The 22,898-nt window shown below is 56.5% G+C and carries 19 protein-coding genes; 6 read left to right on the top strand and 13 right to left on the bottom strand.

Translation table 11 applies throughout. The annotated features are described in order from the left end of the window. Nucleotides 1-51: 51 nt before the first annotated feature. A complete protein-coding gene (locus MDHKLMBL_RS13510; RefSeq protein WP_241956238.1) occupies nucleotides 52-2,175 on the bottom strand; it encodes a TonB-dependent receptor plug domain-containing protein in 2,124 nt (707 codons plus the stop codon). A gap of 157 nt (nucleotides 2,176-2,332) precedes the next feature. On the opposite strand from MDHKLMBL_RS13510, the gene MDHKLMBL_RS13505 reads away from it, so the two are divergent. Next, nucleotides 2,333-2,977 (top strand): molecular chaperone DnaJ, encoded by a 645-nt coding sequence (locus MDHKLMBL_RS13505; protein ID WP_104271019.1) that lies wholly within the window; start codon nucleotides 2,333-2,335, stop codon nucleotides 2,975-2,977. A 14-nt stretch (nucleotides 2,978-2,991) separates the two neighbouring features. Here the strand turns inward: MDHKLMBL_RS13505 and MDHKLMBL_RS13500 are convergent, their stop codons facing one another. The 4 genes from MDHKLMBL_RS13500 to MDHKLMBL_RS13485 all read right to left on the bottom strand — a co-directional run bounded on the left by MDHKLMBL_RS13500 (nucleotide 2,992) and on the right by MDHKLMBL_RS13485 (nucleotide 7,242). Then, entirely contained in the window at nucleotides 2,992-3,987 is a 996-nt protein-coding gene (locus MDHKLMBL_RS13500) for a bile acid:sodium symporter family protein (protein ID WP_104271018.1), read from the bottom strand. A gap of 3 nt (nucleotides 3,988-3,990) precedes the next feature. Then, complete coding sequence (locus MDHKLMBL_RS13495) at nucleotides 3,991-4,668, bottom strand: FadR/GntR family transcriptional regulator (protein WP_104271017.1); 678 nt, start codon at nucleotides 4,666-4,668, stop codon at nucleotides 3,991-3,993. An 81-nt stretch (nucleotides 4,669-4,749) separates the two neighbouring features. After that, nucleotides 4,750-6,246 carry a flavin-containing monooxygenase gene (locus tag MDHKLMBL_RS13490; protein WP_104271016.1) on the bottom strand — a complete coding sequence of 499 codons (1,497 nt, stop codon included), beginning with the start codon at nucleotides 6,244-6,246 and terminating at the stop codon, nucleotides 4,750-4,752. Between the two features lie 84 nt (nucleotides 6,247-6,330). Further along, the gene (locus tag MDHKLMBL_RS13485; RefSeq protein ID WP_014577006.1) at nucleotides 6,331-7,242 is read right to left on the bottom strand and encodes a LysR family transcriptional regulator; all 912 of its coding nucleotides are present in this window, start codon (nucleotides 7,240-7,242) and stop codon (nucleotides 6,331-6,333) included. A 100-nt stretch (nucleotides 7,243-7,342) separates the two neighbouring features. Between MDHKLMBL_RS13485 and MDHKLMBL_RS13480 the strand changes: the two genes are divergently transcribed. Together MDHKLMBL_RS13480 and MDHKLMBL_RS13475 are read left to right on the top strand one after the other, a co-directional pair. Then, a complete protein-coding gene (locus MDHKLMBL_RS13480) occupies nucleotides 7,343-8,962 on the top strand; it encodes an NADH-quinone oxidoreductase subunit L (RefSeq protein WP_104271015.1) in 1,620 nt (539 codons plus the stop codon). Beyond that, entirely contained in the window at nucleotides 8,959-11,415 is a 2,457-nt protein-coding gene (locus MDHKLMBL_RS13475; RefSeq protein WP_104271014.1) for a YbcC family protein, read from the top strand. The genes MDHKLMBL_RS13480 and MDHKLMBL_RS13475 overlap by 4 nt, the downstream gene beginning before the upstream one ends. A 30-nt stretch (nucleotides 11,416-11,445) precedes the next feature. Here the strand turns inward: MDHKLMBL_RS13475 and MDHKLMBL_RS13470 are convergent, their stop codons facing one another. Together MDHKLMBL_RS13470 and MDHKLMBL_RS13465 are read right to left on the bottom strand one after the other, a co-directional pair. Further along, nucleotides 11,446-11,718: a YebG family protein gene (locus tag MDHKLMBL_RS13470; protein ID WP_008171158.1), complete on the bottom strand. Its 273-nt coding sequence runs from the start codon at nucleotides 11,716-11,718 to the stop codon at nucleotides 11,446-11,448. Between the two features lie 148 nt (nucleotides 11,719-11,866). Further along, complete coding sequence (locus MDHKLMBL_RS13465; RefSeq protein ID WP_062784387.1) at nucleotides 11,867-12,835, bottom strand: beta-ketoacyl-ACP synthase III; 969 nt, start codon at nucleotides 12,833-12,835, stop codon at nucleotides 11,867-11,869. Nucleotides 12,836-13,002: 167 nt separating this feature from the next. Here MDHKLMBL_RS13465 and MDHKLMBL_RS13460 point away from each other — a divergent pair, with 167 nt between their 5' ends. The 3 genes from MDHKLMBL_RS13460 to MDHKLMBL_RS13455 all read left to right on the top strand — a co-directional run bounded on the left by MDHKLMBL_RS13460 (nucleotide 13,003) and on the right by MDHKLMBL_RS13455 (nucleotide 14,063). Continuing rightward, nucleotides 13,003-13,254: an HP1242/YdcH family protein gene (locus MDHKLMBL_RS13460; protein ID WP_008171152.1), complete on the top strand. Its 252-nt coding sequence runs from the start codon at nucleotides 13,003-13,005 to the stop codon at nucleotides 13,252-13,254. A 170-nt stretch (nucleotides 13,255-13,424) separates the two neighbouring features. Further along, on the top strand, nucleotides 13,425-13,577 hold the full coding sequence (locus MDHKLMBL_RS21005) for a hypothetical protein (protein WP_008171150.1): 153 nt from the start codon (nucleotides 13,425-13,427) through the stop codon (nucleotides 13,575-13,577). A 234-nt stretch (nucleotides 13,578-13,811) separates the two neighbouring features. Beyond that, a complete protein-coding gene (locus tag MDHKLMBL_RS13455; RefSeq protein WP_008171147.1) occupies nucleotides 13,812-14,063 on the top strand; it encodes a hypothetical protein in 252 nt (83 codons plus the stop codon). A 3-nt stretch (nucleotides 14,064-14,066) separates the two neighbouring features. Here MDHKLMBL_RS13455 and MDHKLMBL_RS13450 read toward each other — a convergent pair whose 3' ends face one another. The 6 genes from MDHKLMBL_RS13450 to MDHKLMBL_RS13425 all read right to left on the bottom strand — a co-directional run bounded on the left by MDHKLMBL_RS13450 (nucleotide 14,067) and on the right by MDHKLMBL_RS13425 (nucleotide 22,898). After that, on the bottom strand, nucleotides 14,067-14,957 hold the full coding sequence (locus tag MDHKLMBL_RS13450) for a peptidoglycan-binding domain-containing protein (protein WP_241956237.1): 891 nt from the start codon (nucleotides 14,955-14,957) through the stop codon (nucleotides 14,067-14,069). A 116-nt stretch (nucleotides 14,958-15,073) separates the two neighbouring features. Then, nucleotides 15,074-16,939 (bottom strand): methyl-accepting chemotaxis protein, encoded by a 1,866-nt coding sequence (locus MDHKLMBL_RS13445; RefSeq protein WP_241956236.1) that lies wholly within the window; start codon nucleotides 16,937-16,939, stop codon nucleotides 15,074-15,076. A gap of 256 nt (nucleotides 16,940-17,195) precedes the next feature. Continuing rightward, nucleotides 17,196-18,161, bottom strand: coding sequence for an ABC transporter substrate-binding protein (locus MDHKLMBL_RS13440; protein WP_104271011.1), 966 nt, complete (start codon nucleotides 18,159-18,161; stop codon nucleotides 17,196-17,198). 286 nt (nucleotides 18,162-18,447) lie between these two features. Continuing rightward, entirely contained in the window at nucleotides 18,448-20,286 is a 1,839-nt protein-coding gene (locus MDHKLMBL_RS13435; protein WP_104271010.1) for a protein kinase family protein, read from the bottom strand. Nucleotides 20,287-20,295: 9 nt separating this feature from the next. Continuing rightward, the gene (locus MDHKLMBL_RS13430) at nucleotides 20,296-21,894 is read right to left on the bottom strand and encodes a dihydrolipoyllysine-residue acetyltransferase (RefSeq protein WP_104271009.1); all 1,599 of its coding nucleotides are present in this window, start codon (nucleotides 21,892-21,894) and stop codon (nucleotides 20,296-20,298) included. Nucleotides 21,895-21,920: 26 nt separating this feature from the next. Further along, the gene (locus MDHKLMBL_RS13425; RefSeq protein WP_014577016.1) at nucleotides 21,921-22,898 is read right to left on the bottom strand and encodes an alpha-ketoacid dehydrogenase subunit beta; all 978 of its coding nucleotides are present in this window, start codon (nucleotides 22,896-22,898) and stop codon (nucleotides 21,921-21,923) included.

The raw sequence follows: 22,898 nt of genomic DNA, 5'->3' as shown, positions 1-22,898 counted from the left end.
TGCCTGTCCTTCGCTCCATACCGTCCAGGGCTCGCGCTTTCCTTGTTAACTTCAGAAACGAATACCAGCCTCAACAAAGAACTGGTTCTGATCCTCAATCCGGTTATCCGGGCTGATCCATGGCTTGGGATTCAGATAATGCTGCATCGTCAGTGCCAGCATATAACTGTAATCGGCTTTGTCCACCCGACGGGCCAGACGGAAATCGGCTCGCTCGAACCGGGATTCCCTTACCTCATTGGTCCAGTACATTGCTGCGGAGGTCATGAAACCCATAGGCAGATCCTGAATCCATGCGAAGCTGCCAGAGTCTCGGGCTGAGAGCCGTGCCAACAGATCCACAGCACGTTCCTGCTTGTCCACCGGCAGTGCCGCCGGGTCGCCGGTGTAACGACCTTCCTGCTCAAGGTAGGCGTAGGTGGCGCGAAGTTTGGTTCCGGAAAACTCCAACGAGGTTTCCAGTTCCACGCCTTCTTGCTCCAGATCGACATTGTTGGCGATATACCACTCTTCTTCGTTGATGACACCGCTGATCATGTCACGGAAATCGTCGTTGAAGTAGCGGACTTCCACCGAGAGCAATGCTCTTTCCAGATGGAACTGGCCAAAATAACTGATCTCCCGAGAGGTGATCCATTCCTCTTCCAGCTCCTGGCCGTAGGTGGAGGTTGTCGGGTCCAGAAGGCCCTCGACTTCGATTCTCTGGCCGTCCAATGCTTCAAACGGGGCCTGCACATTTCTCGGCGTATAGCCCCAGTCAGGATTCTGTTCAAAGGCGTCCGGTGTGCGAACCGCTCGGGAAAACACGAAACGCAGGGCATGGTTGTTGTTCAGGATGAAGTTTGCGGCAGCCCTGGGCGAGAAATAATCTTCATCGGTGGTGGTGGTCTGTTCCCAGTTCCCGCCAGCGTTAAAGGTCAGCCATCGAAAGGGCGAGTACTCGGCATTCGCGAATACACGGGATTGGTAGTTGTCTCCCTTTCCGTTGAAGAAGGTCTCGGAATTGAAAGAGTCCTTTCTATAGCCCACGCCGGAAACCAGCTTGAATTCATCGCTGAAAATGATGGTGTCCTGAAGTTCGATTTCCTGCCGGGTTTCCTCGAGGTCTTCGTTCAGATCAGCAATGAACGGACCCTGGTCTTCGGGGAAGGGCGGGAACCCGGATGGCAGAAGCGCGTTGATTTCCGCTGCCGGGGCGGAAACCGTCCAACGCTGGCGTTGCCGTTGGTTCTGATAGCTTGCCTGAATATGGTAGAAGTGACTGGGAGAGGTCGCTCCGTCGAACCGGACATGGAGATAGTAGTCGTCCATGATGATGTCCGGGTTGGTGATCGCCCCCAACTTGCCGGACTTCTCGAAGTCCTCTTCGTTTACGCCATCCAGCACGCCGGCGCGCACATCGATGGAATGCTGACGATCAATCCGGAACACGCTGTCGAAATTGAAGTTGTTGATGTCGTGGCCATCGTGGAAGGGGATCTCCTCGCCGCCATCGACTTGGCTGTCAAAGCCATTGGATTTGCGCTTTTCGTATGACAACCTCCAACTCTTATCGGCATCGGTATCGCCCACAGAGGTGAACGTTCGAACATGTCCCCGCGAGCCGACCGAGGTGTAGGCCTCCACGCCGGCGGTATCCTGAGGCGATCGGGTGATGATGTTGATGCTGCCGAGGAACGCGTTGATGCCGTAGGCCGCGGAATTGGGGCCCCGACTCACTTCAATTCGTTCGATATTTTCCAGAGCCACTGGCATGCCCAGCCAGTCCACGTCTGCGAGGCTGATCCGATAGGCGGTTCGTCCGTCAATCTGAACCTGCAGCCGACGCTGTTCGTATTGGGACGTACCGTGGTAGGTTGCCACCGGATTGGTGCTTCCCCAATGACCAACAACCATACCCGGTACCAGCCGGAGCGCCTCCACCAGGTTCATGACACCGAGATCTCGGATCATGTCGCCGGTAATGATGGTGGTTGTGCCGGGAACCCGAAGCTTGGACTGGCGCAGTCGGGTTGTGGTCAACACTTCGGGAATTTCGCTGTGTTCGCCTTCGAGGCCAAGCAAGCCGGGCATGAAGTCGGGGGGTTCAGTCTGTGCCTGGACCGTCACAGGCAACAGCGCAAAGATAGCAAGGCTGACGCCAAGGCAGGTTACGAGAGGGCGACAGTTACTCATTCCTGCCATTTTTATCGATTGATGCATGGTTGACGTTCTATAATCTGCCGAGAAATTGAGTAAAGCGGTTTTATTATGTTTGGGTCCTATCGTAAGGGACTACAGACGGTTTGTCTCTCTGAAATGTAATGAATCTAGGCCCGGGAGTTGCAGCTTTATGAATTGTTGGGAAATCCTTGGAATTGAGCCGACCGGCGATCGTCGGAAGATTCAGGATGCGTATGAGCAACAGCTCAAGTTTGCTTCGGGAGACGAGGCAAAGAGCCTGGAAGCGGCTTTCCGGGAGGCAGTCGGGGACGATCCGGGCCCGGTAAAGCAGGCTTCTGACACGGTTCAGACTGAACCGCATCGCGAGGTGCAGGACGAGGAGCCTGATTGTCCGCTGGATGCCAACGAAGGCCAGGTGGTTCGTGAGGTGGTTATCCAGATCAAGGCCTTGCTCAATGATTCCTCAAGAAGCAAGGACCCGGGCATCTGGAAAGCCATTCTGGACGAGCCGCCCGCTGATCAGCCGCGGTTGCGACGTGAGATCGGACGCCAGTTGGAGCCCCAGATACGTCCGATGGCGGAAAACGGCACCTTTCCGGCACCGGTGGCCCAGTTTCTCGGTGAGTGGTTTGGCTGGTTCACTATGGAACAGGCGCCTGAGGTGGCCGACGATCGGAATTACCCGGAACCCGACATGGCGGAAGAGCAGGGCGAACAGCCACCGCAAATGGTCAATTTCTGGCCGGCGGTGATTGGCTGGATTGTCGGGCTGGCGATTCTCGCCACACTTTTTGGCGGAATGGGGGGCGGTTGAGTCCGCCGCCCGTATCAGCCCGTTTTCTCTGCATTCGCCCTTTCAATTTTATCCCGGTACTTCTGGGCCAGGAAGGCTCCGACGATAACCTGTATCTGGTTGTAGCACATGATCGGTAACACGATCATGCCGAAGCCCGGGTGCCCTGAGAACAGGACCTTGGCCATGGGCAGTCCCGACGCCAGGCTCTTTTTGGAGCCGCAGAACACCACAGCGGCTTCGTCCTCCAGGCTGAACCCGAATCGCCGTACCAGGAACCTGGCAAACACCATGAATAGCAGCAGCAAGCCCAGGCAGAGCGCAATGGCGAAAAGGATGGCCTGCAGGGGCAGATTCTCCCAGAGTCCGCTCTCTACCGAATGTGAAAAAGCGGAGTAGACGATCAGCCAGATCACGCACTGATCGTATCGGGCCATCAGTGTTTCGTTTCTGCCAAGAAACCCGCCGAGCCATGGTCGGAGCGCATGCCCAACCGCAAAAGGCAGCAGCAGTTGCAGGATGATGTCTTTCAGGGCTTCCGCTACGGAGAAATCCCCACCGCCGGATGTGCTTACCAACAGCAACAGCAGGAATGGCGTCAGCATCATGCCAAAGACATTGGAGGCGGCTGCGCTGCAGATTGCCGCCGGAACATTGCCACGCGCCATTGCGGTATAGGCGATGGAGGAGGACACCGCCGACGGCAGGACGCCCAGGTAAAGAAACCCCAGACCAAGATCTTTCGGCATCCAGGAGGGTGCGATATTGCTGAGGCCGTTAATCGGCAGCACCGCGAGTGGAAAAAATACGAAGGTGAGCGAAGTGATCAGAATGTGCAGCCGCCAGTGGGTGGCACCGGCAATAATCTGCTCGCGGGACAGCGCTGCGCCATGGAAAAAGAAGAGCAGGGCGACGGCGACCGTTCCGGCGGTGGCCAGTGCCTCGCCTGCCTGGCCAGTTGCAGGCAGAAAGGTGGCCAATACGATGGCGCCCAGGAGCAGCAGGGTAAAGGTGTCGATCCGGAACTTCATGAATCAGGACTCCCGACGCTTCAAGGCCTGGAGGCTGGGTTTCAAAAGCGCCCGTGCCAGGGATTCTGCCTTGCCCTCATCCTGACGCCGGACCGCCGCGAGCAGGAGTTCATGGTCTTCCTGGGAGGGTTCCGGCAGGTCTGCGTCGGTCTCGGTCTGCTCGATGGTCTGGCTGACAGCGTGGGAAAAGTAGTCGTAGAGCTCGATCAGCGCTGAGTTATGAGAAGCCGCAACCAGGGCATGATGGAAGGCTTCGTCGTGCCGGATGCGAGCCTGCAGGTCATCTCCCGCTTTGGCGCGAGCGTCCAGGGCTGTGGTCATGTGCCGGAGATCCTGTTCTGTGCGCCGGTGCGCTGCCAGCTTGGCGGCCTCCGTTTCCAGCATGATCCTGACCTCCAGCTGCTCCGCCAGTTGGGTGCGGGCAATTCTCCGCAGTGTCTCCCCGGCGTCCCGTGTCGCTCGTACGTATGTGCCATCCCCCTGGCGGGTTTCCAGCATCCCCACGTGTACCAGCACCCGAACCGCCTCACGAACCGTGTTTCGGCTTACTCCCAGGGATTCGGAAAGTTCTGATTCGACGGGCAGGCGATCGCCAACCGACCAGTCACCTTTTTCGATGGCGTTTCTGAGACTCTCGATAGCGGTCTCAACCAGCGAGCCTTTGCGAATACGTTCCAGCATGGTGTATATCATCCTTCAAACCGATAACCCAATCATCCTATGAATATAAGCAAGGTTCAAGTGCAAAAGGCTTTCACCCGATTACCCCGCGGTCTGGCCAGGGTAAAGAAACTGGTAATCAGCGGTGTCTACCCGGCGGGTGGCGAACCGGTAGGTGAAGGTGAATCCTGGCCAGTTGATGGTATTGCGCCCATGCTCATCGAGGTACCAGGAGGTGCAGCCAGAGCTCCAGACTGTGTCTTCCAGGCCCTGTTGAACCACATGGGTGAAACGGTCCTGCCGGTCTTGTCGGACGTCCATGGCGGAGTCAGGGTACTTTTCGAGTGCCTCCAGACATTCCAGGACGTAGCGAAACTGGGACTCGAGCATATACAGGATAGAGTTATGGGCCAGGTTGGTGTTGGGTCCATAGAGCATGAACATGTTGGGGAAGCCGCTGACGGTGATGCCTTTGAACGCGACAGCGCCGTTCTGCCAGGCCTCATTCAGCGTCTTTCCGCCCCGGCCTGTTATCCGGATGGGTGACAGGAACTCCGAGGCCCGAAAACCAGTGCCGCAGATAATGGCGTCCACTTCATGGTGGTGGCCTTCGTGCGTAATGACGCCGGACTCGTCAATGTGGTCAATAGGGTCGGTAATCAGGTTCACATTCGGCCGGTTGATGGCCGGATACCAGTCGTTGGAAATCAGAATCCGTTTGCAGCCGATCTTGTAGTCCGGAATGATCTTTTTCAGCTTGGCGGGATCTGTGACCTGTTTTCTGGCCTCCCGCTTTGCCATGTTCGCGTAATACTCGAGAAGGCCACTGAATTTGGTGAAAGCGAGGGCGCGACTCTCGTTTTTCCAGTAAATAAGGTACCGATAGAGGCGATCCCAGGCAGGCACTTTCTGGAACAGCGTCTGCTCCCAGCGCTTGAAGGGCCGATCCGGCTTGGGCAGGACCCAGGCCGCCGAGCGCTGAAACAGGTCGAGCTGCTTTACCTTCGATGCAATCTCGGGAACAAACTGAATGGCACTAGCGCCAGTACCAATGACCGCTACCCGTTTATCGGACAGGTCGTAATCATGATCCCAACGGGCTGAATGGAACATTTTGCCCTGGAAACGGTCCAGGCCCTTCAGGTTTGGCCAGGCAGGTTGATTGAGCTGTCCGGTGGCGGTGATGAGTACATTGGCGGTCAGCTGCTCACCGTTTGCGAGGGTCACCGACCATTGATTTGTTTCGTCGTCAAAAGCGGCTTCCTGCACCTCGGAGTTAAACCGGATGTGACTGCCCAGGCGATATTTCTGAACGCAGTGCTCCATATAGCCGAGTATTTCGCGCTGCAAGCCGAATTTCCGCGACCAGTCGTGCTTGGGTTCGAAGGAGTATGAATAAAAGTGCGATTGCACATCGCAGGCGGCACCGGGGTAGGTATTATCACGCCAGGTACCTCCAACCCGCTCGGCTTTTTCCAGCAGGGTCAGGTTATTGAACCCGGCCAGTTTCAGTTTGATGGCCATGCCCAGACCACCAAAACCGCTACCGATAATCAGAATGGACGGGTGTTCTCGCAGGCTGGCTTGGCTCATGATCATATGTCCGGCGTTATTATTGTGGTCTTTCTGCTTCAGTATACGGATGTAAGTCAGCCTTATGGATGACATTTTTCGCCACTCGGGCTAGTCAGAATGACCAATCGGCGTCCGGGTCAGATAATTGTCCTGAGTCTGGGATAGCAGTTCCCTGAGTGCCGGCGTCTCGAACTGGCGTCGGATACTGATGGCATAGAACTCCTCGAAGACGCCTGGCAGGGCGCCGTAGTCTGCAAGGGTTCCGCTCTTCATTTCGTCGCGCACGACCACCGGAGGCATGATGGCGAAATGACCGGTATCCCGGGTGAGAAGTCGCATCATCGCCATGTCATCCACCTCGGCGGCGATGTTGGGACGCAGCCTGTGATACTCGCACAACTGATCGAAGGCCTGGCGTATGTTGTTGTCCGGGCCCGGCACAATCAGGCTCCGGCCACGCAGTACGTCGACAAAATCGCCCTGAACGTCTATTCCCCGCGGCCCGATGATGCTGACCGGCTGTTTGGCAATCAGTCGTGACCGCCAGGGATTCTGTTCATCTCCCTGTACCGCCTGGTTTGCGAGGATCAGGTCCAGTCGATGCGCCGAAAGGCGTCTTAGCAGCTCATCCATGTGGCTACTTTGCAGGCTCAGCTCAAGGTCCTCCCGGTTCAACAGCGGCTGCAGAAAGCCTTCCTGGAAGTTACGGGAGAGGGTGGCCACCGCCCCGATCCGGAGTATCTCGCGGTTTGGTTGAGCGCCGGAGGCGAATAATGCCGTCAGTTCCTCACCCTGGCGGAAGATCTCCTCGGCGTAGGAGAATGCCATTCTCCCGGCTTCAGACAGCTTGAGACGCCGCCCCTCGCGAATGAAGAGGTCGTGTCCCAGGCTGTCTTCCAGCTTGCGTATCTGACCCGACAGCGCCGACTGGGAAATATGCAGCGAGTCCGCTGCCCGCGTCAGGTGGCCGGTTCGCGCGACCTTCCAGAAGTAGTAAAGGTGATGGTAATTCAGCTTCATGTGGTTTCGTTCTCTAAAAACGAATGATCTGATAAGTATAAACCATTTTTTATATGTGACGAGGATCGGCAAAGTACTTGCAATCAGGAGGTTTGCAAGTATGAATCCAATCGCCGAATTTTCATTGCTCTCGATCCTCGCACTCTGGCTGCTGCTGCCGGTCGGTCTCTTCCTGCTTGCCGGGTTGACTGGCTGGCTGAAGAATCCTCTGAAAGTGAACCACTGCTGGCGACTTGCCGGATGGGCATTGTTGGCTTCCATGGCCGTTTCGGTCGTGATGGGAATCCTCCTCCTGACTCAGCCCTTTACAGGAGACGACAGCAATCGTCTGGCCACCCTGGGTGGGCGCTTCGGCCTGTATCCAGACGGGATAGCGGTCTGGATGGCCACGATGGTGGCGTTTATCGGCTGGGTCATTCTTCGGTTTGCAGACAACTACCTCAGCCAGGACCCTGGCCGTGACCGTTTTCTTCCCTGGTTTCTGGTGACGGTTGCCTCTGTTCTGGTACTGGTGTTTACCAATCATCTGCTGATTCTGGCAGGCGCCTGGATTGGTGTCAGTCTGGCCCTGCATCATTTGCTCACCCTCTATCAGGACCGGCCCCAGGCGCGAATGGCGGCGGTGCAGAAGTTCATCGTCAGCCGGGTGGGGGATGCGCTGGTGGTATCTGGTGTGGTGGCGCTCTACCTGAATTACGGCACGTTTTACCTGCCAGACATGGTCCAGAATGAGGGCGCCCGAGCCGGTGGCTCAACAGCGCTGACAGTTGCCTCGGTGGTTCTGGCTCTGGCGGCGGTTCTCAAGTGCGCCCAGATTCCCTTTCACGGCTGGCTCATCCGCGTTATGGAGGCTCCCACGCCTGTGTCTGCGCTGCTCCATGCCGGGGTTATCAATCTTGGCGGTTTCCTCTGGCTTCGTTTATTCCCGGTGTTCGACGGCTTTACGGCCGGCCACATGATTCTGCTCGTGATCGGCGGCATGACGGCGGTCGTTGCGGTTCTCACCATGATGACCCAGTACTCGGTCAAACATGCTCTTGCCTGGTCAACCTGTGCGCAGATGGGCTTTATGCTGTTTGAAATTGGCATGGGGGCCTACACACTGGCACTGCTGCATCTACTGGCCCATTCGCTGTACAAGGCGCATTCGTTCCTGGCTTCCGGTCGCACGGTGGCGGTATCGGCAGCAACGCGTTTTCCCGAATCTCCCTCTGCCAACCGGCTTTCCTGGGCCGGGCTTACCGGCCTGTTGGCGGCGGCGATCCTGGTTCAGTTCCCGTGGATCGTGGAAAACAATCCGGTTTTCGGAGCATTGCTGGTGCTGGCGGTATCGGCGGCCGCCACGGGCATCCCAGCCGGAGCAACCAAAGCGGTGAAGCTGAAGCTTGCAGGACTGGCAGTGCTCCTGGTTCCGCTGTACTCATTGTTGCACCTTCTCATCGGCCCGGCCGTTCCCGAGCAGGAAGGGTTTGCCATCCCCGGCATTGCTCTGGGAACGGGCGCCACTCTGGTCACGCTGCTCGCCGTGTGCTCTTTGATGATTGTATTCGGTGCTCGCTTCCCGGCCACCCGTGCTCTGAGCGTTCATTTTCGTCAGGGGCTTTACCTGGAACTGCCCTTTGATCGGTTGACCCGCTTCCTGGCGGCGGAGGCTTTGAAGGTGCCGGCCATGTTCCGCAGGGTTCCGCATCATCCGTTCAGACTGGAGGAGAGATCATGAGCGATGTAAGCGCCCCGTTACCGGAACTGCAGTGGCTGAGCGATGACTGGCGTAAACCGGTTAAACAAGCCTGCGACCTGATCGCTCCTGTCTGGCCGCTTGACCAGTGGATAGCGGTGAATCCGTTCTGGGGGCTGAGACACTTTCCGGCCCCGCGGGTTGACCAGGTGCTCAACGAGCGCGCGGGTTTCAGTATGCTTATGCCAACCGAGTTTTATCGGGAAGCCTGGGAAGGTGGCCGGATTCGGGAAGACGATCTGAGGGCAAGTATTGCGGAGCGCGGCGATGAGCGGAATACCGTCTGGTACCTTGATTGGCTGGGTCGAAAGGGGGCCATAACTGCGCCATTGCGCGGTTCTATTCTGGATACCTTTGCGGTTACGAATGCCCACGAGGAGGCCGGTGTTCTGACTGACATCGTTTGCGACCAGGTTTCTCGCGTTTGCGGCGCCTTTTTCGATCAGCGCCAGAGCCGATGGTCCGTTTCGGGCAACCAGGCCAATGGGGGCCTGTTCGGTTTTTGGCTTGAATCAGTCAGGCAGGACCTGGCGCTTGATTTTACGACCGGGTTGAAAGGGGGCCGTGCGTTCTTCAAGACGGTTCCGGACGGCAGGGATCAGGCAGTACAGGAGGCGCTGAATCGGATCGGCGCTCGTGGAGATGAGTTGGAAGCGCTGTGCCATAGCCTGTTGTTGAGAGTGAACGGCTGGGCCTCCTGGTGTCGCGGAGAAGACTGGCGGGCAGGCCTTGAGGGGCGTTCATCCGATCGGTGTGAGGACATTCTGGCGATCATGCTGGTCTGGGAGTCCGCAGGGGTAGCCTTCGCCTCGACGGCACAGAAAGCAGAGTGGCGGAGGCAGAGAGCCCGCGCGAGTCGCAGGGGCGACTACGATGACCGCAGCAGGCTGTGGGTGTGGCAGCGAGCCTTCGAGATTGGTTACCAGCGCACCTTGTGGCAGGCACTTGAATCTGGGCCGCTCAAGCAGGCGTTGCCAGACTCCGGGCGTGGCATTCCCGCAGCCCAGGCGGTTTTCTGTATCGATGTTCGCTCCGAAGTGATGCGACGCCACCTTGAAGCAGTGTGCCCCGACGTGCAGACGCTCGGATTCGCCGGTTTTTTCGGAATGCCAATCGATCATCAGCAACACGGACCGCTTGCCCCGGCCCGCCGACTGCCGGGCCTGTTGCCCGCGTCTTTCCGGTTGATTGATACCAAGGGCAGCCTGCGAGAGGATCTGGCAGTGAATCGCTCTCTCGATCAGAGAGAGATCGCCCGTGAATCAGTCAGAAAGGCGAAATACACCAGCTTGTCGACGTTCACACTGGTTGAGACCACCGGTTTGGCCTGGGCCTGGAAACTGGTGAAAGACACTTTGAAAAAGGGCCACAAAACCCGCCCTGACCAAAATGTAGAGGGGCGTCTGGTCCATAGCCACGGAGGCGATCCGCTCTCTGATGCCGAGAGGGTTGCGCTGGCGGCCAATATGCTCCGCGGGATGTCTCTGACCAGTGGTTTCGCGCCTTTGCTGGTACTGGTTGGCCATGGCAGTCATACCGATAACAACCCGAACCAGGCTGGTCTCGACTGTGGTGCATGTGGCGGCCAGAGCGGCGGCGTGAACGCCCGGCTTGCAGCAAGCCTGGTCAATGATCCACAGGTCAGGGCGGGGCTTGCCGACGAAGGTATCAGAATTCCGGACTTCACCTGGGCGGTCGCTGCCGAGCACTGCACAGCGACGGACAAGGTAACGATTGCTGATCGCCATCTTATCCCGGATTCGCACATGCAGCACCTGGCAGATCTGGAAGCCGGATTCGAAACAGCCGGCATCCGGGCTCGCAAAGAGCGGGCAACGCCGCTGAAATTGAACGGGTTGGACGACGATAACCTCAAGCAGGCCATGGAAACCCGGACCCGGGACTGGTCAGAAGTTCGTCCGGAGTGGGGGCTGGCCAATAACGCGGCAATTATCTTCGCGAAGCGCAGCAAGACCCGGGGCTGCAACCTGTCCGGCCGCGTATTCCTGCACGATTACGATCCAACTCTGGACGAAGATGGCGGCCTTCTGGAGGCTTTGCTGGCGGCACCAATGATCGTCGCCAACTGGATCAACCTTCAGTACTTTGCTTCGGTAACGGTTCCCGAAGTGTATGGCTCGGGTAACAAGCTCCTGCACTCCGTGGTTGGCGGGAATGTCGGCGTTGTCGAAGGTAATAACGCACGATTGAGAATTGGACTGCCGCTGCAGTCCGTTCACGATGGCACGCATTGGCGTCATGAACCGGTTCGTCTTACTGTTCTGATTGATGCGCGGGAAGATCGGATCGAATCTGTGTTGCGTCGCCAGCCAGATGTGGCGGCTCTGGTTGAAAACCAGTGGGTCAGTCTGCACCGGATGTCTGGCCAAGGCGTAGCGCGTTACGACAATGGCAACTGGGTAGCCGTGGCATGAGAGAAGGGCGGCCACGCCGCCCCTGTCCTGCTATTCCTGTTCTGCGTTCAGCAGCTCGGGCTTTTTGAGAGCTTTCTGGAACAGGTCTTTGTCCTCCGCTATGGCCATGGCACAGCGTTCGGCCAGATCGTCGCCCAGGCCTTCAACCTTGCGGCCAAGGAATACCTGAATTTCCTCCGCCAGTTCGAGCACTTTGTCCCGGGCGTCGGCTTCGGCTTTTGAAGTGAACAGCATCGTCTCAGGATTTTTCAGTGCCATATCCAGGCCGTCCCTATCAGAAAAGTAGACTGCTTGTACTGCCATGGTTATTCCTCGCAGTGAGCGTTATTGGTACTGTATAAAAATACAGTCTATCTGACAGGGTGCGGTAAACACAATGAAAAAACGGGCTTCAACAAAAGCTGAAGCCCGTCTTTGGTTCAAAACGAGTGGTGATGAGAAAGCTGGCCGATCAGTAACGGAGCAGTGCAGAGCCCCAGGTAAATCCGCCGCCAAAAGCCTCAAGGAGAAGCACCTCGTTGCGCTTGATCCGCCCATCTCGCACAGCCACATCAAGGGCGAGGGGGATAGATGCAGCGGACGTGTTGCCGTGCTCATTAACCGTTACGACAACCTGATCCATGGACATGTTCAGTTTCTTTGCCGTGGCCGAGATGATTCTAAGGTTGGCCTGGTGCGGAACCAGCCAGTCGATCTCGGATTTCTGCATCTGGTTGGCTGCCAGGGTTTCATCAACGATCTTGCCCAAGGTGTTGACCGCTACCTTGAACACTTCGTTGCCTTTCATTTCCACAAATGCTCGCCCGGCCTTGACCTGGTCGTAGCCATCGGCAATACCGCAGGGAACGTGCAGCAAATCGGCATACTGGCCATCGGCATGGATATGGGTGGAAAGGATGCCGGTTTCTTCGTCGGCCTCCAGGATCACCGCGCCGGCACCATCGCCGAACAAGACACACGTACCACGGTCTTCCCAGTTAATGATGCGGGAGAACACCTCGGCGCCGATAACCAGGGCTTTCTTGCTGCTTCCGGTCTTGATGAACTTTTCTGCCGTTGCCAGGGCGTAAACAAATCCACTGCAGACAGCCTGAATATCAAAGGCAGGGCAGCCATGGATGCCCAGGCGCGCCTGGAGGAGGCATGCAGAGCTTGGGAAGATCTTGTCCGGAGTGGAGGTGGCAAACACGATCAGATCAATATCTTCTGCCTTGATGCCAGCGGCTTCAATGGCGTTTTTCGCGGCCTGTTCCGCCAGATCCACCGTGGTCTGGCCTTCAACGGCAATATGACGTCTTTCGATTCCCGTGCGCTCGCGAATCCACTGGTCGGTGGTGTCGACCATTTTTTCGAGGTCTTTGTTGGTAACAATGTTTTCAGGCAGGTAGGAACCGGTGCCGGTAATTCGTGCAAAGGTCATTCGCAAGTGTCCCGAGGCGTAACTGGATAACGTACTAACATGCTATACCCATGCAACGTCGTGCGTAATTAGCGATTTGTCAAAGACGCCCAGAAACTGGCACGCTCGTCTATGCTGAAGGTGATCAGCCTTGATCAACACTCTGCAAAGAAGAGGAGAGGAATACGATGGGCATTTCCAGCCATGAGCTTCACGTAGAATTCCCGCAGTACCGAGAACTGATTCAGGAACTCAAGAACAATGATCTCAAGTTCAACGAAAAGCTTCAGGAGTACACGCATCTCGACCACGAAATTGAAGGGCTGGAAAAGAGGGATTCTCCCATCGGTGACGACAAACTCCACCGCATGAAGCAGAAACGCGCACAGCTGAAAGATGACCTTTACCAAGTGTTACTTTCAAACGCCAAGGCGTCATAAGACTGCCATCAAAAGTACACAATTCTGACACCCAATAATGCTTGGAGCCCCTGTTTATAGGGGTTTCCAAGTATTCAGAAAGCTCCTCGTCAAGCTTAGAATAGGACCCTAATTAAACAAGGTCCCGGTTTTCGGAGACCAATATTCTGGGTTGACCAAGGAGTAATGAAATGAAAAGAGCTGCTTCGCTTTACAAAGGCTGGCGGATGAAGCGCAACTTTATCCATCTTGTGATGACTATGGATCGTCGGTTGCTGAACGATGTGGGATTTTCCCCTGAACTGGTTGAACAGAAACTGAGCACTCCGTTCTGGAAATTCTGATCCTCGTGACTGATCGACTCTGCTTTCGGTAACCTTCTGAACTGGTTGAAAAATAATCAGCCCAGAAGGTTACAGACTGTCACAAGAATGAAATATCCCATTGTTCTTAAAGCCCTTTTATCTCGAAAAAATCTAAGAAAATTGATCTGAATCTGTATTCTCTTCTAGCGGATCGTCCTATAGTTACGCTACCTCCAGAACCACACCGGTTCACCCTGAAAGGAGAGCTTGACGATGATCCAGGAATTCCTTCAAAGTAACTTGCCCCTAGACTCTTCCGTAAGCCTCAAGCGTTCAGATACAGAGCCTGATAAAGACATTGCCAATGCCCGCAGCGAAGCCTTTGAGATCGTCTCAGACTCCGGTGAAACCGTAGGCTTTGTGAAGGCCTGGGAAGATGACCCGAGTTTCCGCGGATACGTCCACTTCGATTCCGACGGCAACGTGATTGACTGGAAAGTCTTTAAAGACCGGTTGCAGAGCTGACGCTCACACCAGCCAGCCAAAAAAGAAATCGAATAAGACGGCGAAAAACCCGCCGCCGGTGCTCTGAGAATTATCGGCAACCGCGGAATTTGTCGATGCAGTGGTTTCTCCCTCGATTGGCTGGGCTTTCTTCGTATCCGCTGCTTTCGGCTCGGCAGGTCCCGCACTGGTGGGCTCTGCAGGGAGCTGGGCCAGCACCGGGTCTGGTTCTTTGGTGGCTTCTGGTGTTGTTTCCTCGGCGACCGCAGGTTCCGGCGCGGGAGCTGGAGCTGAAGTTGGAGCTGAAGTCGGAGCAGGGTGCTCTGAAGCTACCGGTTCGGGCGCTTTCGGGGCTGCTTCCGCCACTTTTTCTTGTGCCTTCACTTCAGGTTTTTTCGAGGGTACCTCAGTAACTATCTGGTTTTCATCAGGTTCGGCATCGAGCGAAGTTGTTGGCTCGCCCTGTTCGGAAGATTTTTGAATGGGGTCCGGGGTAGGTTCTGGTGCAGGCTTTGGTTCAGCCCTGGCAATGGTCGGGGTATTGGGCGCGGGCTCGGGGAGGGACAAACCGAGCTGTGCCAATGACGCCTTTCGACTGCCGACTGAATTTGCAGTGATGGGTGCGCTGGATGTTTTGGTCACGCCGAGCGCTTTCAGTGTTGCCGTATCCAGGTTGCCGTTGGTTTGCAGCCCATTTTGAGCTTGATAGGCGCGTATGGCAGCTCGGAGTTGCTCATCAATCCAGCCATCCGCGCGTCCGATATCATGACCGGCACCGTAAAGTGCATTTTCGGCGGCGAAAATGACTTTTTCGGGTTCGGCGGCTTGAGCAGTGCCGAGGCAGGCAGCCGCTGTCAGCATGGCAATGACAGGGCCGCGAACGCCTTGCCTCCTGGGTGATTGAGAGCGCGTCATGGCGGGATACCTCCGGGCAGTCCGTTTCCGGTTACATTGTGTAACTTGAAACCCAAAGGTATCAGGTAATCATCTGCGCTCTCGTGAATTGGTTAACATCTGCAACCATTGTGTGTTCAGGATTCACTGGCCCTGAAGCGTCGCACGAGCGTATTCAATTCATCAGCCATGTTCGCCAGAGAGCGGCTTGAGTGATTCACCTGGGAAATGTCTCCGGCCAGTTCCTCAATTGCGCCACTGCTTATTTCCACATTCTGGGTCATCTCCGCGGCGGTCGCTCTCTGCTGCTCGGTTGCACTCGCAATCTGGGTGGTCATTTCAACGATGCTGTTGACCGCCGCGAGAATATCCGTCAAGGCTTCGCCCGACTTGCTTGCCTCCTCGCTGGCCTCTTCGGCCATCTGCTTGGCCTTGCTCATGTCCACTACTGCGCCGGCCGCGCCACTCTGGAGCTGGGACACAATCCGCTCGATATCGACGGTTGATTCCTGAACGCGCTTGGCCAGTCCTCGAACTTCATCGGCAACCACGGCAAATCCCCGTCCGGCGTCACCGGCTCGAGCCGCCTCAATGGCGGCATTGAGCGCAAGGAGATTCGTTTGCTCAGCAATGCTCTGGATAACAGCCAGCACATTGCCGATTTCGGCCGATTCGTTCTCCAGTTGTTGGATCCGGGTAGACCCCTTCTCAACCTGATTGGCGAGGTTGGTAACCGCCCGAATGGCAGAGCCAACGGTTTCTTGTCCGGAATCCGCAAGCGATGAGGCCTTACGGGCCGATTCGTCAGTTTCGCTGGTGTTCGAGGCGATCTCTTCGGAGGTGGACACCATTTCCTGCATGGCGGCAGACACCTGCGTGATCTGGTCGCGCTGTTGCTCCGAATTGGCTGTTGTACGCTCTGTGATACCGGAAAGTGATTCGGACTCGCCGGTCAGTTGGCGAGACGCCGTCACAATTCGGGAAATCGTTTCCTCGAGCGTTTGAAGGAAGGTGTTGACTGCGTCGATGAAGTCACCGATTTCGTCTGGGCGACCCGGGGTCAGCCTGGTGGACAAGTCGCCGTTATTGTTGGCGATGTCGTCGAGGTAGCCCAGAATTTCTGTTTTCGCACGCTTCACGCTTGAGCCCATCAAGCGACTCATCAATACCGCAACGATCAATCCGAGAACCGCAGAAGCCACAAAAGCGATGAGCGTGAATTTGAGTGCAAGATCAGTGGCAGCCGTTGCCTCATCCGCTTCCATCTCGAGAGACGCGAAAATACTGGCCTCCAACTCGCGCGCCATGCGGGCGATTTCGGGCCCGAGTACATCGAGTCGGTCTGCCTTGACGCTGACGACGATATTCTGCTGTTCCACCATTCTCTGAACTGCAGCCTGATAGTTTGCCAGCTCTTCGACAACGGTTTGCATGTACACCTGCACAAAGTCCGGGCCATTTTCAGGTTGCAGCAGCTCCAGTGCATCGGTCAGGTCTTCTATGGCCCAACCGAGAGCCTTGCGGGAACCCTCATCGCCGTTGGTCAGGTAGCGTTGGGCGGTCAATTGCATGACCATGGCATCGTTCAGCAGTTGCTCAAGGCCGGCCCTCAAATCGCTTTCGGGTTCCCGGTTGGCAACCCCGTTAAGGGCCATCCGCAATGCCTTGGTGGCATTTGGACCGTATACGTCCAGCTCATCCTTGATAATTTTCAGGACCTGGCGTTTGGCCGGAACCAGCTCGTTCTGGAATGCCTTGATGTATTCATCGGTGGTGGTCTTGATCCGATCCACCAGTTTGGCCGCATCAGGGTCCTGGATGTTCTCCTGCGCTCTCGCCATCACCTCATTGAACTCGGCTTCTAGCTCGCCGAAGTGGGCAAGGGTTTCTTCATCGCCAGTGGTGAAATAGTCGAAAACACGCAGGCGCATCCGATAGACGCTGATGACCGATTCGGTCCCAATAGAGGTGTCCGGTGCCAAGTCCCTGGCGACGGTGTTCATTCGACGGTCTAGTTCCTGGAATTCATAAACACTGAAAAAAGTTACCGAGGCAAAGAGCAAAAGAATGAATACCGGCGCAATCAACAGTTTCCCTGGGACACCCAGTTTACGCTCTATAGATGAGAGGACAGAGGAAGCCAAAACGTCATCCTTCAGTAAGTTGTTTTAGTGATTATCGGCAGCGCCACTGAAACCTGAAGCCTTAAGGCCGGTGTTTCATTTGGGCGCAGCCGTCTCTGGTTGAGCGGCGCCCCGGTTACTCGACAAAGTTGGCCTGGCTCGCAATCATGGGGGAGAGATCAAGATTCCAGTGTTCAAGGCCGCTCGCACTGTACACGTAATGCCCACTTAGGGATTTAAGCTGCGGTATCTGATCGGGTCTCATGCCATTGAGGATCAACGAGGCCAGCCTGGCTGCGGTGAGCCCCTCTTGTTTGGCCGAGATAGTGAATCCGCCGATGCTTTGTTCTTCGCCAACAAAGATATCCCAGAACGAAAACAGGGGGAGTTGCGCCCGATAAAAGGCGTCCTTCAAGAGATCATGCGGTATGACGTACTGGCCATCTTTATCGCGGATTGTGTGGTGGGTGCCCAGCACAACAGCATCGTAGCGCTCATGGGCATTCAAGACCGTGTCCAACCAGGTGTCCCTGTCGTTAGTCAGAACGATGTCCAGTTCGGAACCATAGATCGTGGCCTGACGCTTGTCACCAAAGTACTCGTTCACCGCATTACGCATGGTAGGTGAGTCATCCATCAGCACAAGGAAACGCTCTTTCTGCCGGAGTATCTTCCTCAGGTGACGGATACTCTCCGAGAAAAACGGACGTTCGAGGATGCCAGTGACCAGCGGGTGCTCAAGGGTAGGGTGCTGAACAGGGCCGCCATTGACACCAAGAAATACCACCGGAATCTGCTGCTCTACCAGGTGATCAGCCATCAAGGTAAAGGCGTTGTCATCACCCAGAATGGCAACGTCGGGGTTAACGTTTGCAATCTTTCTCTGAATTTCAGCCACTTTCTGTGGCCATTCCGGTTTCGAAAGGCGCTTGGTGTCGAGTTCGAACACGTGAAGGTCGTGATCCTGACCGAGTACGGAGCGGACCGCATCGATATAGTCCGCGTCCCATTTGTACTCGAGGTGGTAACTCTGGATGATGACGACGGTTTTGCCAAAGCACAAGGGGCTGACCAGCAAAAGAGCCAGGAAGAGTAAACGCATAGATGTTCCTTATTATTGTCCGAGAAGGTGAAAAACCGAATACTTAACGATTTGTTCTTCAGGCAGTTTTTATAATTGTGACCGGCTTGAATACAGAAACCGTGCCAGTTAGCCAACTCACTGAAAATAAGGGTTTTTTAATGATATGGAGGGTTTGCTTTCCCGTTTTTAGCGTGAAGTGTCCGGTGTACTGGACAGTTGGCGGCGTGCTGGGCTGAATGTGTTGGATTTAACGGACAATTGCGTCCGAAAAATCGGACATGGAAAAGCGAGTCTGGGCCGAGGTTTACGCGAGCTCGGTCCTTGGATTGCGTGGGTAATACCGCTCAGGGAGGCGTTCGATGTGAGGGAAGAAGCGGGTGTCCTTGTAGGGCATTTTCATGAATCCGGAGACACCCAGGCCGCTAATCTGTTCCACCGATGACAGGATTACGTCCAGTAGTCGGCGGAACTCCTGTTCCCGGTCCGGATCCAGGAGCCGGTAATGGCTGTGGATTTTGAGATGGCGGGGCAAGGCCTCGAAGATGATCATGCCGGTATGATGAATGGCGTTAAGCTCTTCGAGGGCATGGATAATGGTGTCGGGTAACACCAGGAATTCCTCCGGATCCGGGCCATCCTCGAAGTAGGAGTGGACCCGGCTTTCGTCTTCTACTTCCGGCGCGGGGCTTACCTCGTAGTGCAATTTCATATCCGGTGATACAACAAAGGAGTGGGTTGGTTCATCGCGATCAACGTGCAGGGTATTGCGGGCGTTGAACAGACAGCTTTTGAAAATCCCCTTGCGATAAATCGCCTGGGCCAGGTAGACCATATTGTTGACGGCCTGCACAAACGCCGACTTCAAGGCAGGATCGTGCAGATTCAGGGAAGTGTCGATGTAGATGCCATCGGTTTCCCAGCGCACCGCTAGTCCACCTTCCACCGGGTAGCGCCCGAGCCGGCTCACGGCTGCCAGAAACGCCTTTTCGGTTTCGCCCATGCCCTGCATGAAATTCTTGTAGTAGCGGTCCAGCTGTACGTCATTGACGTCGTTCAGGGTTTCCGGTGCGCCTTCCTCCCTGAGAAAGGATTTACGCGAGCTGTAAACCACGGTGTCAATTTCCTGATCAGAGGCACGCACCCACACGGGTACCTGGGCCGCGACCGGGGTTTCCGGCAGGTCAATCATCACCGTGCGGGCCATACGCGGCATCTCTGTCAGGTAGTAATCGCCGGCTTTGCGGCGAGTGTCCGGATCCTGGGATAGCATGCCATCCAGCATGCGGGCGAATTCCATGGGCAGTCCCAGTGAGGTGGCCGGGATGGCCCGATGGCCAAAACGGCAGGATTGGGCTGACGCCAGGGCGTAGAGCGTGCCGGCTGCTCCCTGTTCATCGAAACGGGGAGACGACAGCCCGCCGTTGAGCTGTTCCTCGCCGATAAAATAGACATCGCCGAGCCGGGCGTTGGTTTGCTGAAGGTTGTCGGACATCAGCTCCATCACGTTGGCGGTGATGAATTGCTGGTTGGCGTCCAACTGAGCAAACACGGAGGAGCCCCAGTCAATCAGGGCAATGTTTTCATTGCTGGCGTCGAAGACCAGATTGGAAGGTTTGATATCGCCATGAACAATTGGCCTGCCGGCCGGGCCATTTTCGCGCCGCAGATTACGCAGGATGTCGGCCAACTGGTCCGCGATGCGCATGATGAGCCGTGGTTTCAGACGACCATCACGCAGGGAAACCTCTTCCAGATTTAATCCGGCAGCACGCTCCATCACCAGAATCGGCTGGTTATTGGCTCGCTGGTAGGAAATCAGCCGCGGGACTCTGGGGTGGCGGACCTGCTCCAGAATGTAGGCTTCATCTTCAAGCCGGTCCTGAAGATGCCGAGGCAGATTGATGCGGGTGAATTTGAAAACATGTTCCGGGCCCCCGGCTGCGGTGCCGGGCAGGCGGCCTGAGAATACAAAGCCGTAAGCACCCTTGCCAATCAGCTCTATGTCCAGGTAGCCGAGTTGGCGGAGCTGGGCAGCGCAGAGCGCCACCCAGTCTTTGAGCTTTTTGGCATCATCATGGCTGAGCAGGTAGATCGACTGCTCTTCGGGTATGTAGAACTGCTGCAGTTGCGTCTTCTGCGCCATGATGAAACGTCAGCCCATATGCAGGAGCATGGTTTGAGGCGATTCGAGGTAGCCCTTCCAGCGGTTGCAGAACCGGGCGATGGTGCCGCCGTCGATAATGCGATGGTCGCCGGCCCAGCTCACGGTCATGATGGCGCGCTCCACCACCTGGCCGTTGGCATCAAACCGGGGCAGTTTCTGGGTGCGCCCAAGGGCAACGATGGCCACTTCCGGCGCGTTGATAATGGGCGCGGTGTAAGTTCCGCCCAATGCGCCAATGTTGGAGATCGTAATGGTGCCGCCCTTGAGGTCTTCCTGGCTAACGCGGCCAGATCGGGCTGCTTCGGTCAGGCGCGCAACCTCGTCGGCAATGCCCAACAACGAGAGGCTCTCCACGCCTTTGATGTTCGGCACCGTCAGGCCGGCTTTGCCATCCACCGCCATACCGATATTGCACTGGGGCAGGTAGTGAATCTCCGTGACATCATCGTTGAGCTGGCTGTTAAGTACCGGGAATTCCTGAACCGCCAGGGCCATGGCCTTCATGAAGAAGGGCATGAGCGTCAGCCTTGAGCCCCGCGCTTCTGCCTCCGGTTTCAGTTGTTCCCGCAACTTGAGCAAATCGGTGACATCAATATCCTCGCTGTAGATAAAGTGAGGAATGGTGGTGGCCGATTTGACCATGCTTTTCGCCATCGCAGCTTTTATTCCGCGGATGGGTTCGACTCGCGCTTCCTGATCGGCGGCAGGCGCCCTGCGGGCACTTCTGGTGGTGGCCGTTTGCGCATCGTCGGCGGGAGCCTGGTTTTGGGCCGGTTTCGGGCCTTCCTCGATATGAGCCAGTACATCGGCTTTCAGAACACGGCCATCTTTGCCGGATCCCTGAATATCCGAGAGGTTGAGCTCATGCTCCCGAACCAGACGGCGAACGGCAGGGCTGGCCGGAATACGCTGTCGGCTGGCCGCAGCGACAGGCGAGGCTGTCGCGGTTGAGAGTTGAGCCGCGGGCTCGGGTTTGGTTCTAGCTTCCTCCGGCTCTTCACGATCCCGGGGAATGAACGCAAACAGCGGGGCATGAACCTTGGCCATGGCCTGCTGCTGGTGATAAAGCTTGGTGACGCGCCCGGCTTTAGGGGCGGTAATCTCGACCATGGCCTTGTCGGTCATAACATCCACAACAGGCTGGTCTTCCTCGATTTCGTCACCTTCGGCAACGCGCCATTCCACCACCTCGCACTCAACGATACCCTCGCCGATATCCGGCAGGATAAAGTCTTCGGTGGCGTTATCGTCCGATTCGGCGCCGGAGGCCGGCTGTTTTTCCGCCTCGGGAGCCGGCTTTGCTTCGGCAGGTTCCGGAGAACTGGCCGCTGACGCCTGACCACTGCTTTCGCTTTCATCCACCAGCTCGAACAGCGGGGCATGGACTTTGGCGATGTCGCCTTCCTTGTAGTAAAGGCGTGTCACGCGGCCTTTGTAGGGTGCAGGAATCTCCACCAGGGCCTTGTCGGTCATTACCTCGGCGACTGGTTGATCCTCATCAATCACATCGCCTTCGCTGACCAGCCATTTGACCAGTTCACATTCCACGATACCTTCGCCGATATCGGGCAGTATAAAATCACTCATAGTCACTCTCCTGTCCTGATATCAGCCTAGAATTCAACGCTCGCCCTGATGGCCTCATAGACCTTCAGATGGTTGGGCAGGTGCTCTTTTTCCAGCACCAGCGGGAAGGGGGTGTCCATCCCGGTTACCCGTGCGATCGGAGACTCCAGATACAGGAAACAGCGCTCCTGAATCGTGGCGGCGATTTCACCGGCGAATCCGCCGGTCAGGGGAGCTTCGTGGGTGACCACCAGCCGTCCGGTCTTGAACACGGAGTTGGCGACGGTTTCCACATCCCAGGGCAGAATCGTCCTGAGGTCGATGACTTCGCACGAAATGCCATCTTTCTCGGCCCGTTCCACGGCCTGGTCAATCACTTCCATCTGGGCGCCCCAGCCCAGAATCGTGACGTCCGTGCCTTCCTTGGTGACTTCGGCTTCGCCCAGGGGCAGGCGATAGTCTTCATCCGGCACTTCACCCACCGAGGCCCGGTACAGGCGCTTGGGCTCAAAGAACAGGGTCGGGTTGGGATCGTGGATAGCGGCAAGCAGCAGCCCTTTGGCCTGATGCGGGTTGCGCGGTACTACGATTTTCAGGCCCGGGGTATGGGCAAAGTAGGCCTCCGGTGACTGGGAGTGGTACAGGCCGCCGGCAATGCCGCCGCCGTAGGGGGCGCGAATGGTCAGTCCGCCCACGTTGAACAGGTTGCCTGAACGGTAGCGGAACTTGGCGGATTCGTTCACGATCTGATCGAAGGCCGGAAAAATGTAGTCGGCAAACTGGATCTCGGCCACCGGCACCGAACCCTGTGCGGCCAGGCCGTTGGCAAACCCGATGATGCCTTGCTCTACCAGAGGCGTGTTAAAGCAGCGGGCTTTGCCGTATTTCTGTTGCAGGTTGCTGGTGGCACGGAATACGCCGCCAAAAACGCCGACATCCTCACCGAAACACAGAACCCGCTCGTCCTCCGCCATGGCGGTGTCGAGGGCATTGTTGATGGCCTGGAGCATATTCATCTTCGACAT

The organism is Marinobacter flavimaris (genome assembly GCF_002933295.1).
GTDB classification, from domain to species: domain Bacteria; phylum Pseudomonadota; class Gammaproteobacteria; order Pseudomonadales; family Oleiphilaceae; genus Marinobacter; species Marinobacter flavimaris.
This window is presented reverse-complemented; position numbering and strand designations above follow the sequence as displayed.

Bases quoted from the DNA above. Each gene is read 5' to 3' on its own strand.
- MDHKLMBL_RS13485 (WP_014577006.1), bottom strand. From the start codon at position 7,242: ATGAAGCTGAATTACCATCACCTTTACTACTTCTGGAAGGTCGCGCGA.
- MDHKLMBL_RS13445 (WP_241956236.1), bottom strand. From the start codon at position 16,939: ATGAACACCGTCGCCAGGGACTTGGCACCGGACACCTCTATTGGGACC.
- MDHKLMBL_RS13425 (WP_014577016.1), bottom strand. From the start codon at position 22,898: ATGTCGAAGATGAATATGCTCCAGGCCATCAACAATGCCCTCGACACC.
- MDHKLMBL_RS13500 (WP_104271018.1), bottom strand. From the start codon at position 3,987: ATGAAGTTCCGGATCGACACCTTTACCCTGCTGCTCCTGGGCGCCATC.
- MDHKLMBL_RS13470 (WP_008171158.1), bottom strand. From the start codon at position 11,718: ATGGCAGTACAAGCAGTCTACTTTTCTGATAGGGACGGCCTGGATATG.
- MDHKLMBL_RS13440 (WP_104271011.1), bottom strand. From the start codon at position 18,161: ATGCGTTTACTCTTCCTGGCTCTTTTGCTGGTCAGCCCCTTGTGCTTT.
- MDHKLMBL_RS13495 (WP_104271017.1), bottom strand. From the start codon at position 4,668: ATGCTGGAACGTATTCGCAAAGGCTCGCTGGTTGAGACCGCTATCGAG.
- MDHKLMBL_RS13465 (WP_062784387.1), bottom strand. From the start codon at position 12,835: ATGACCTTTGCACGAATTACCGGCACCGGTTCCTACCTGCCTGAAAAC.
- MDHKLMBL_RS13455 (WP_008171147.1), top strand. From the start codon at position 13,812: ATGATCCAGGAATTCCTTCAAAGTAACTTGCCCCTAGACTCTTCCGTA.
- MDHKLMBL_RS13460 (WP_008171152.1), top strand. From the start codon at position 13,003: ATGGGCATTTCCAGCCATGAGCTTCACGTAGAATTCCCGCAGTACCGA.
- MDHKLMBL_RS21005 (WP_008171150.1), top strand. From the start codon at position 13,425: ATGAAAAGAGCTGCTTCGCTTTACAAAGGCTGGCGGATGAAGCGCAAC.
- MDHKLMBL_RS13505 (WP_104271019.1), top strand. From the start codon at position 2,333: ATGAATTGTTGGGAAATCCTTGGAATTGAGCCGACCGGCGATCGTCGG.
- MDHKLMBL_RS13490 (WP_104271016.1), bottom strand. From the start codon at position 6,246: ATGATCATGAGCCAAGCCAGCCTGCGAGAACACCCGTCCATTCTGATT.
- MDHKLMBL_RS13435 (WP_104271010.1), bottom strand. From the start codon at position 20,286: ATGGCGCAGAAGACGCAACTGCAGCAGTTCTACATACCCGAAGAGCAG.
- MDHKLMBL_RS13450 (WP_241956237.1), bottom strand. From the start codon at position 14,957: ATGACGCGCTCTCAATCACCCAGGAGGCAAGGCGTTCGCGGCCCTGTC.
- MDHKLMBL_RS13475 (WP_104271014.1), top strand. From the start codon at position 8,959: ATGAGCGATGTAAGCGCCCCGTTACCGGAACTGCAGTGGCTGAGCGAT.
- MDHKLMBL_RS13430 (WP_104271009.1), bottom strand. From the start codon at position 21,894: ATGAGTGATTTTATACTGCCCGATATCGGCGAAGGTATCGTGGAATGT.
- MDHKLMBL_RS13510 (WP_241956238.1), bottom strand. From the start codon at position 2,175: ATGAGTAACTGTCGCCCTCTCGTAACCTGCCTTGGCGTCAGCCTTGCT.
- MDHKLMBL_RS13480 (WP_104271015.1), top strand. From the start codon at position 7,343: ATGAATCCAATCGCCGAATTTTCATTGCTCTCGATCCTCGCACTCTGG.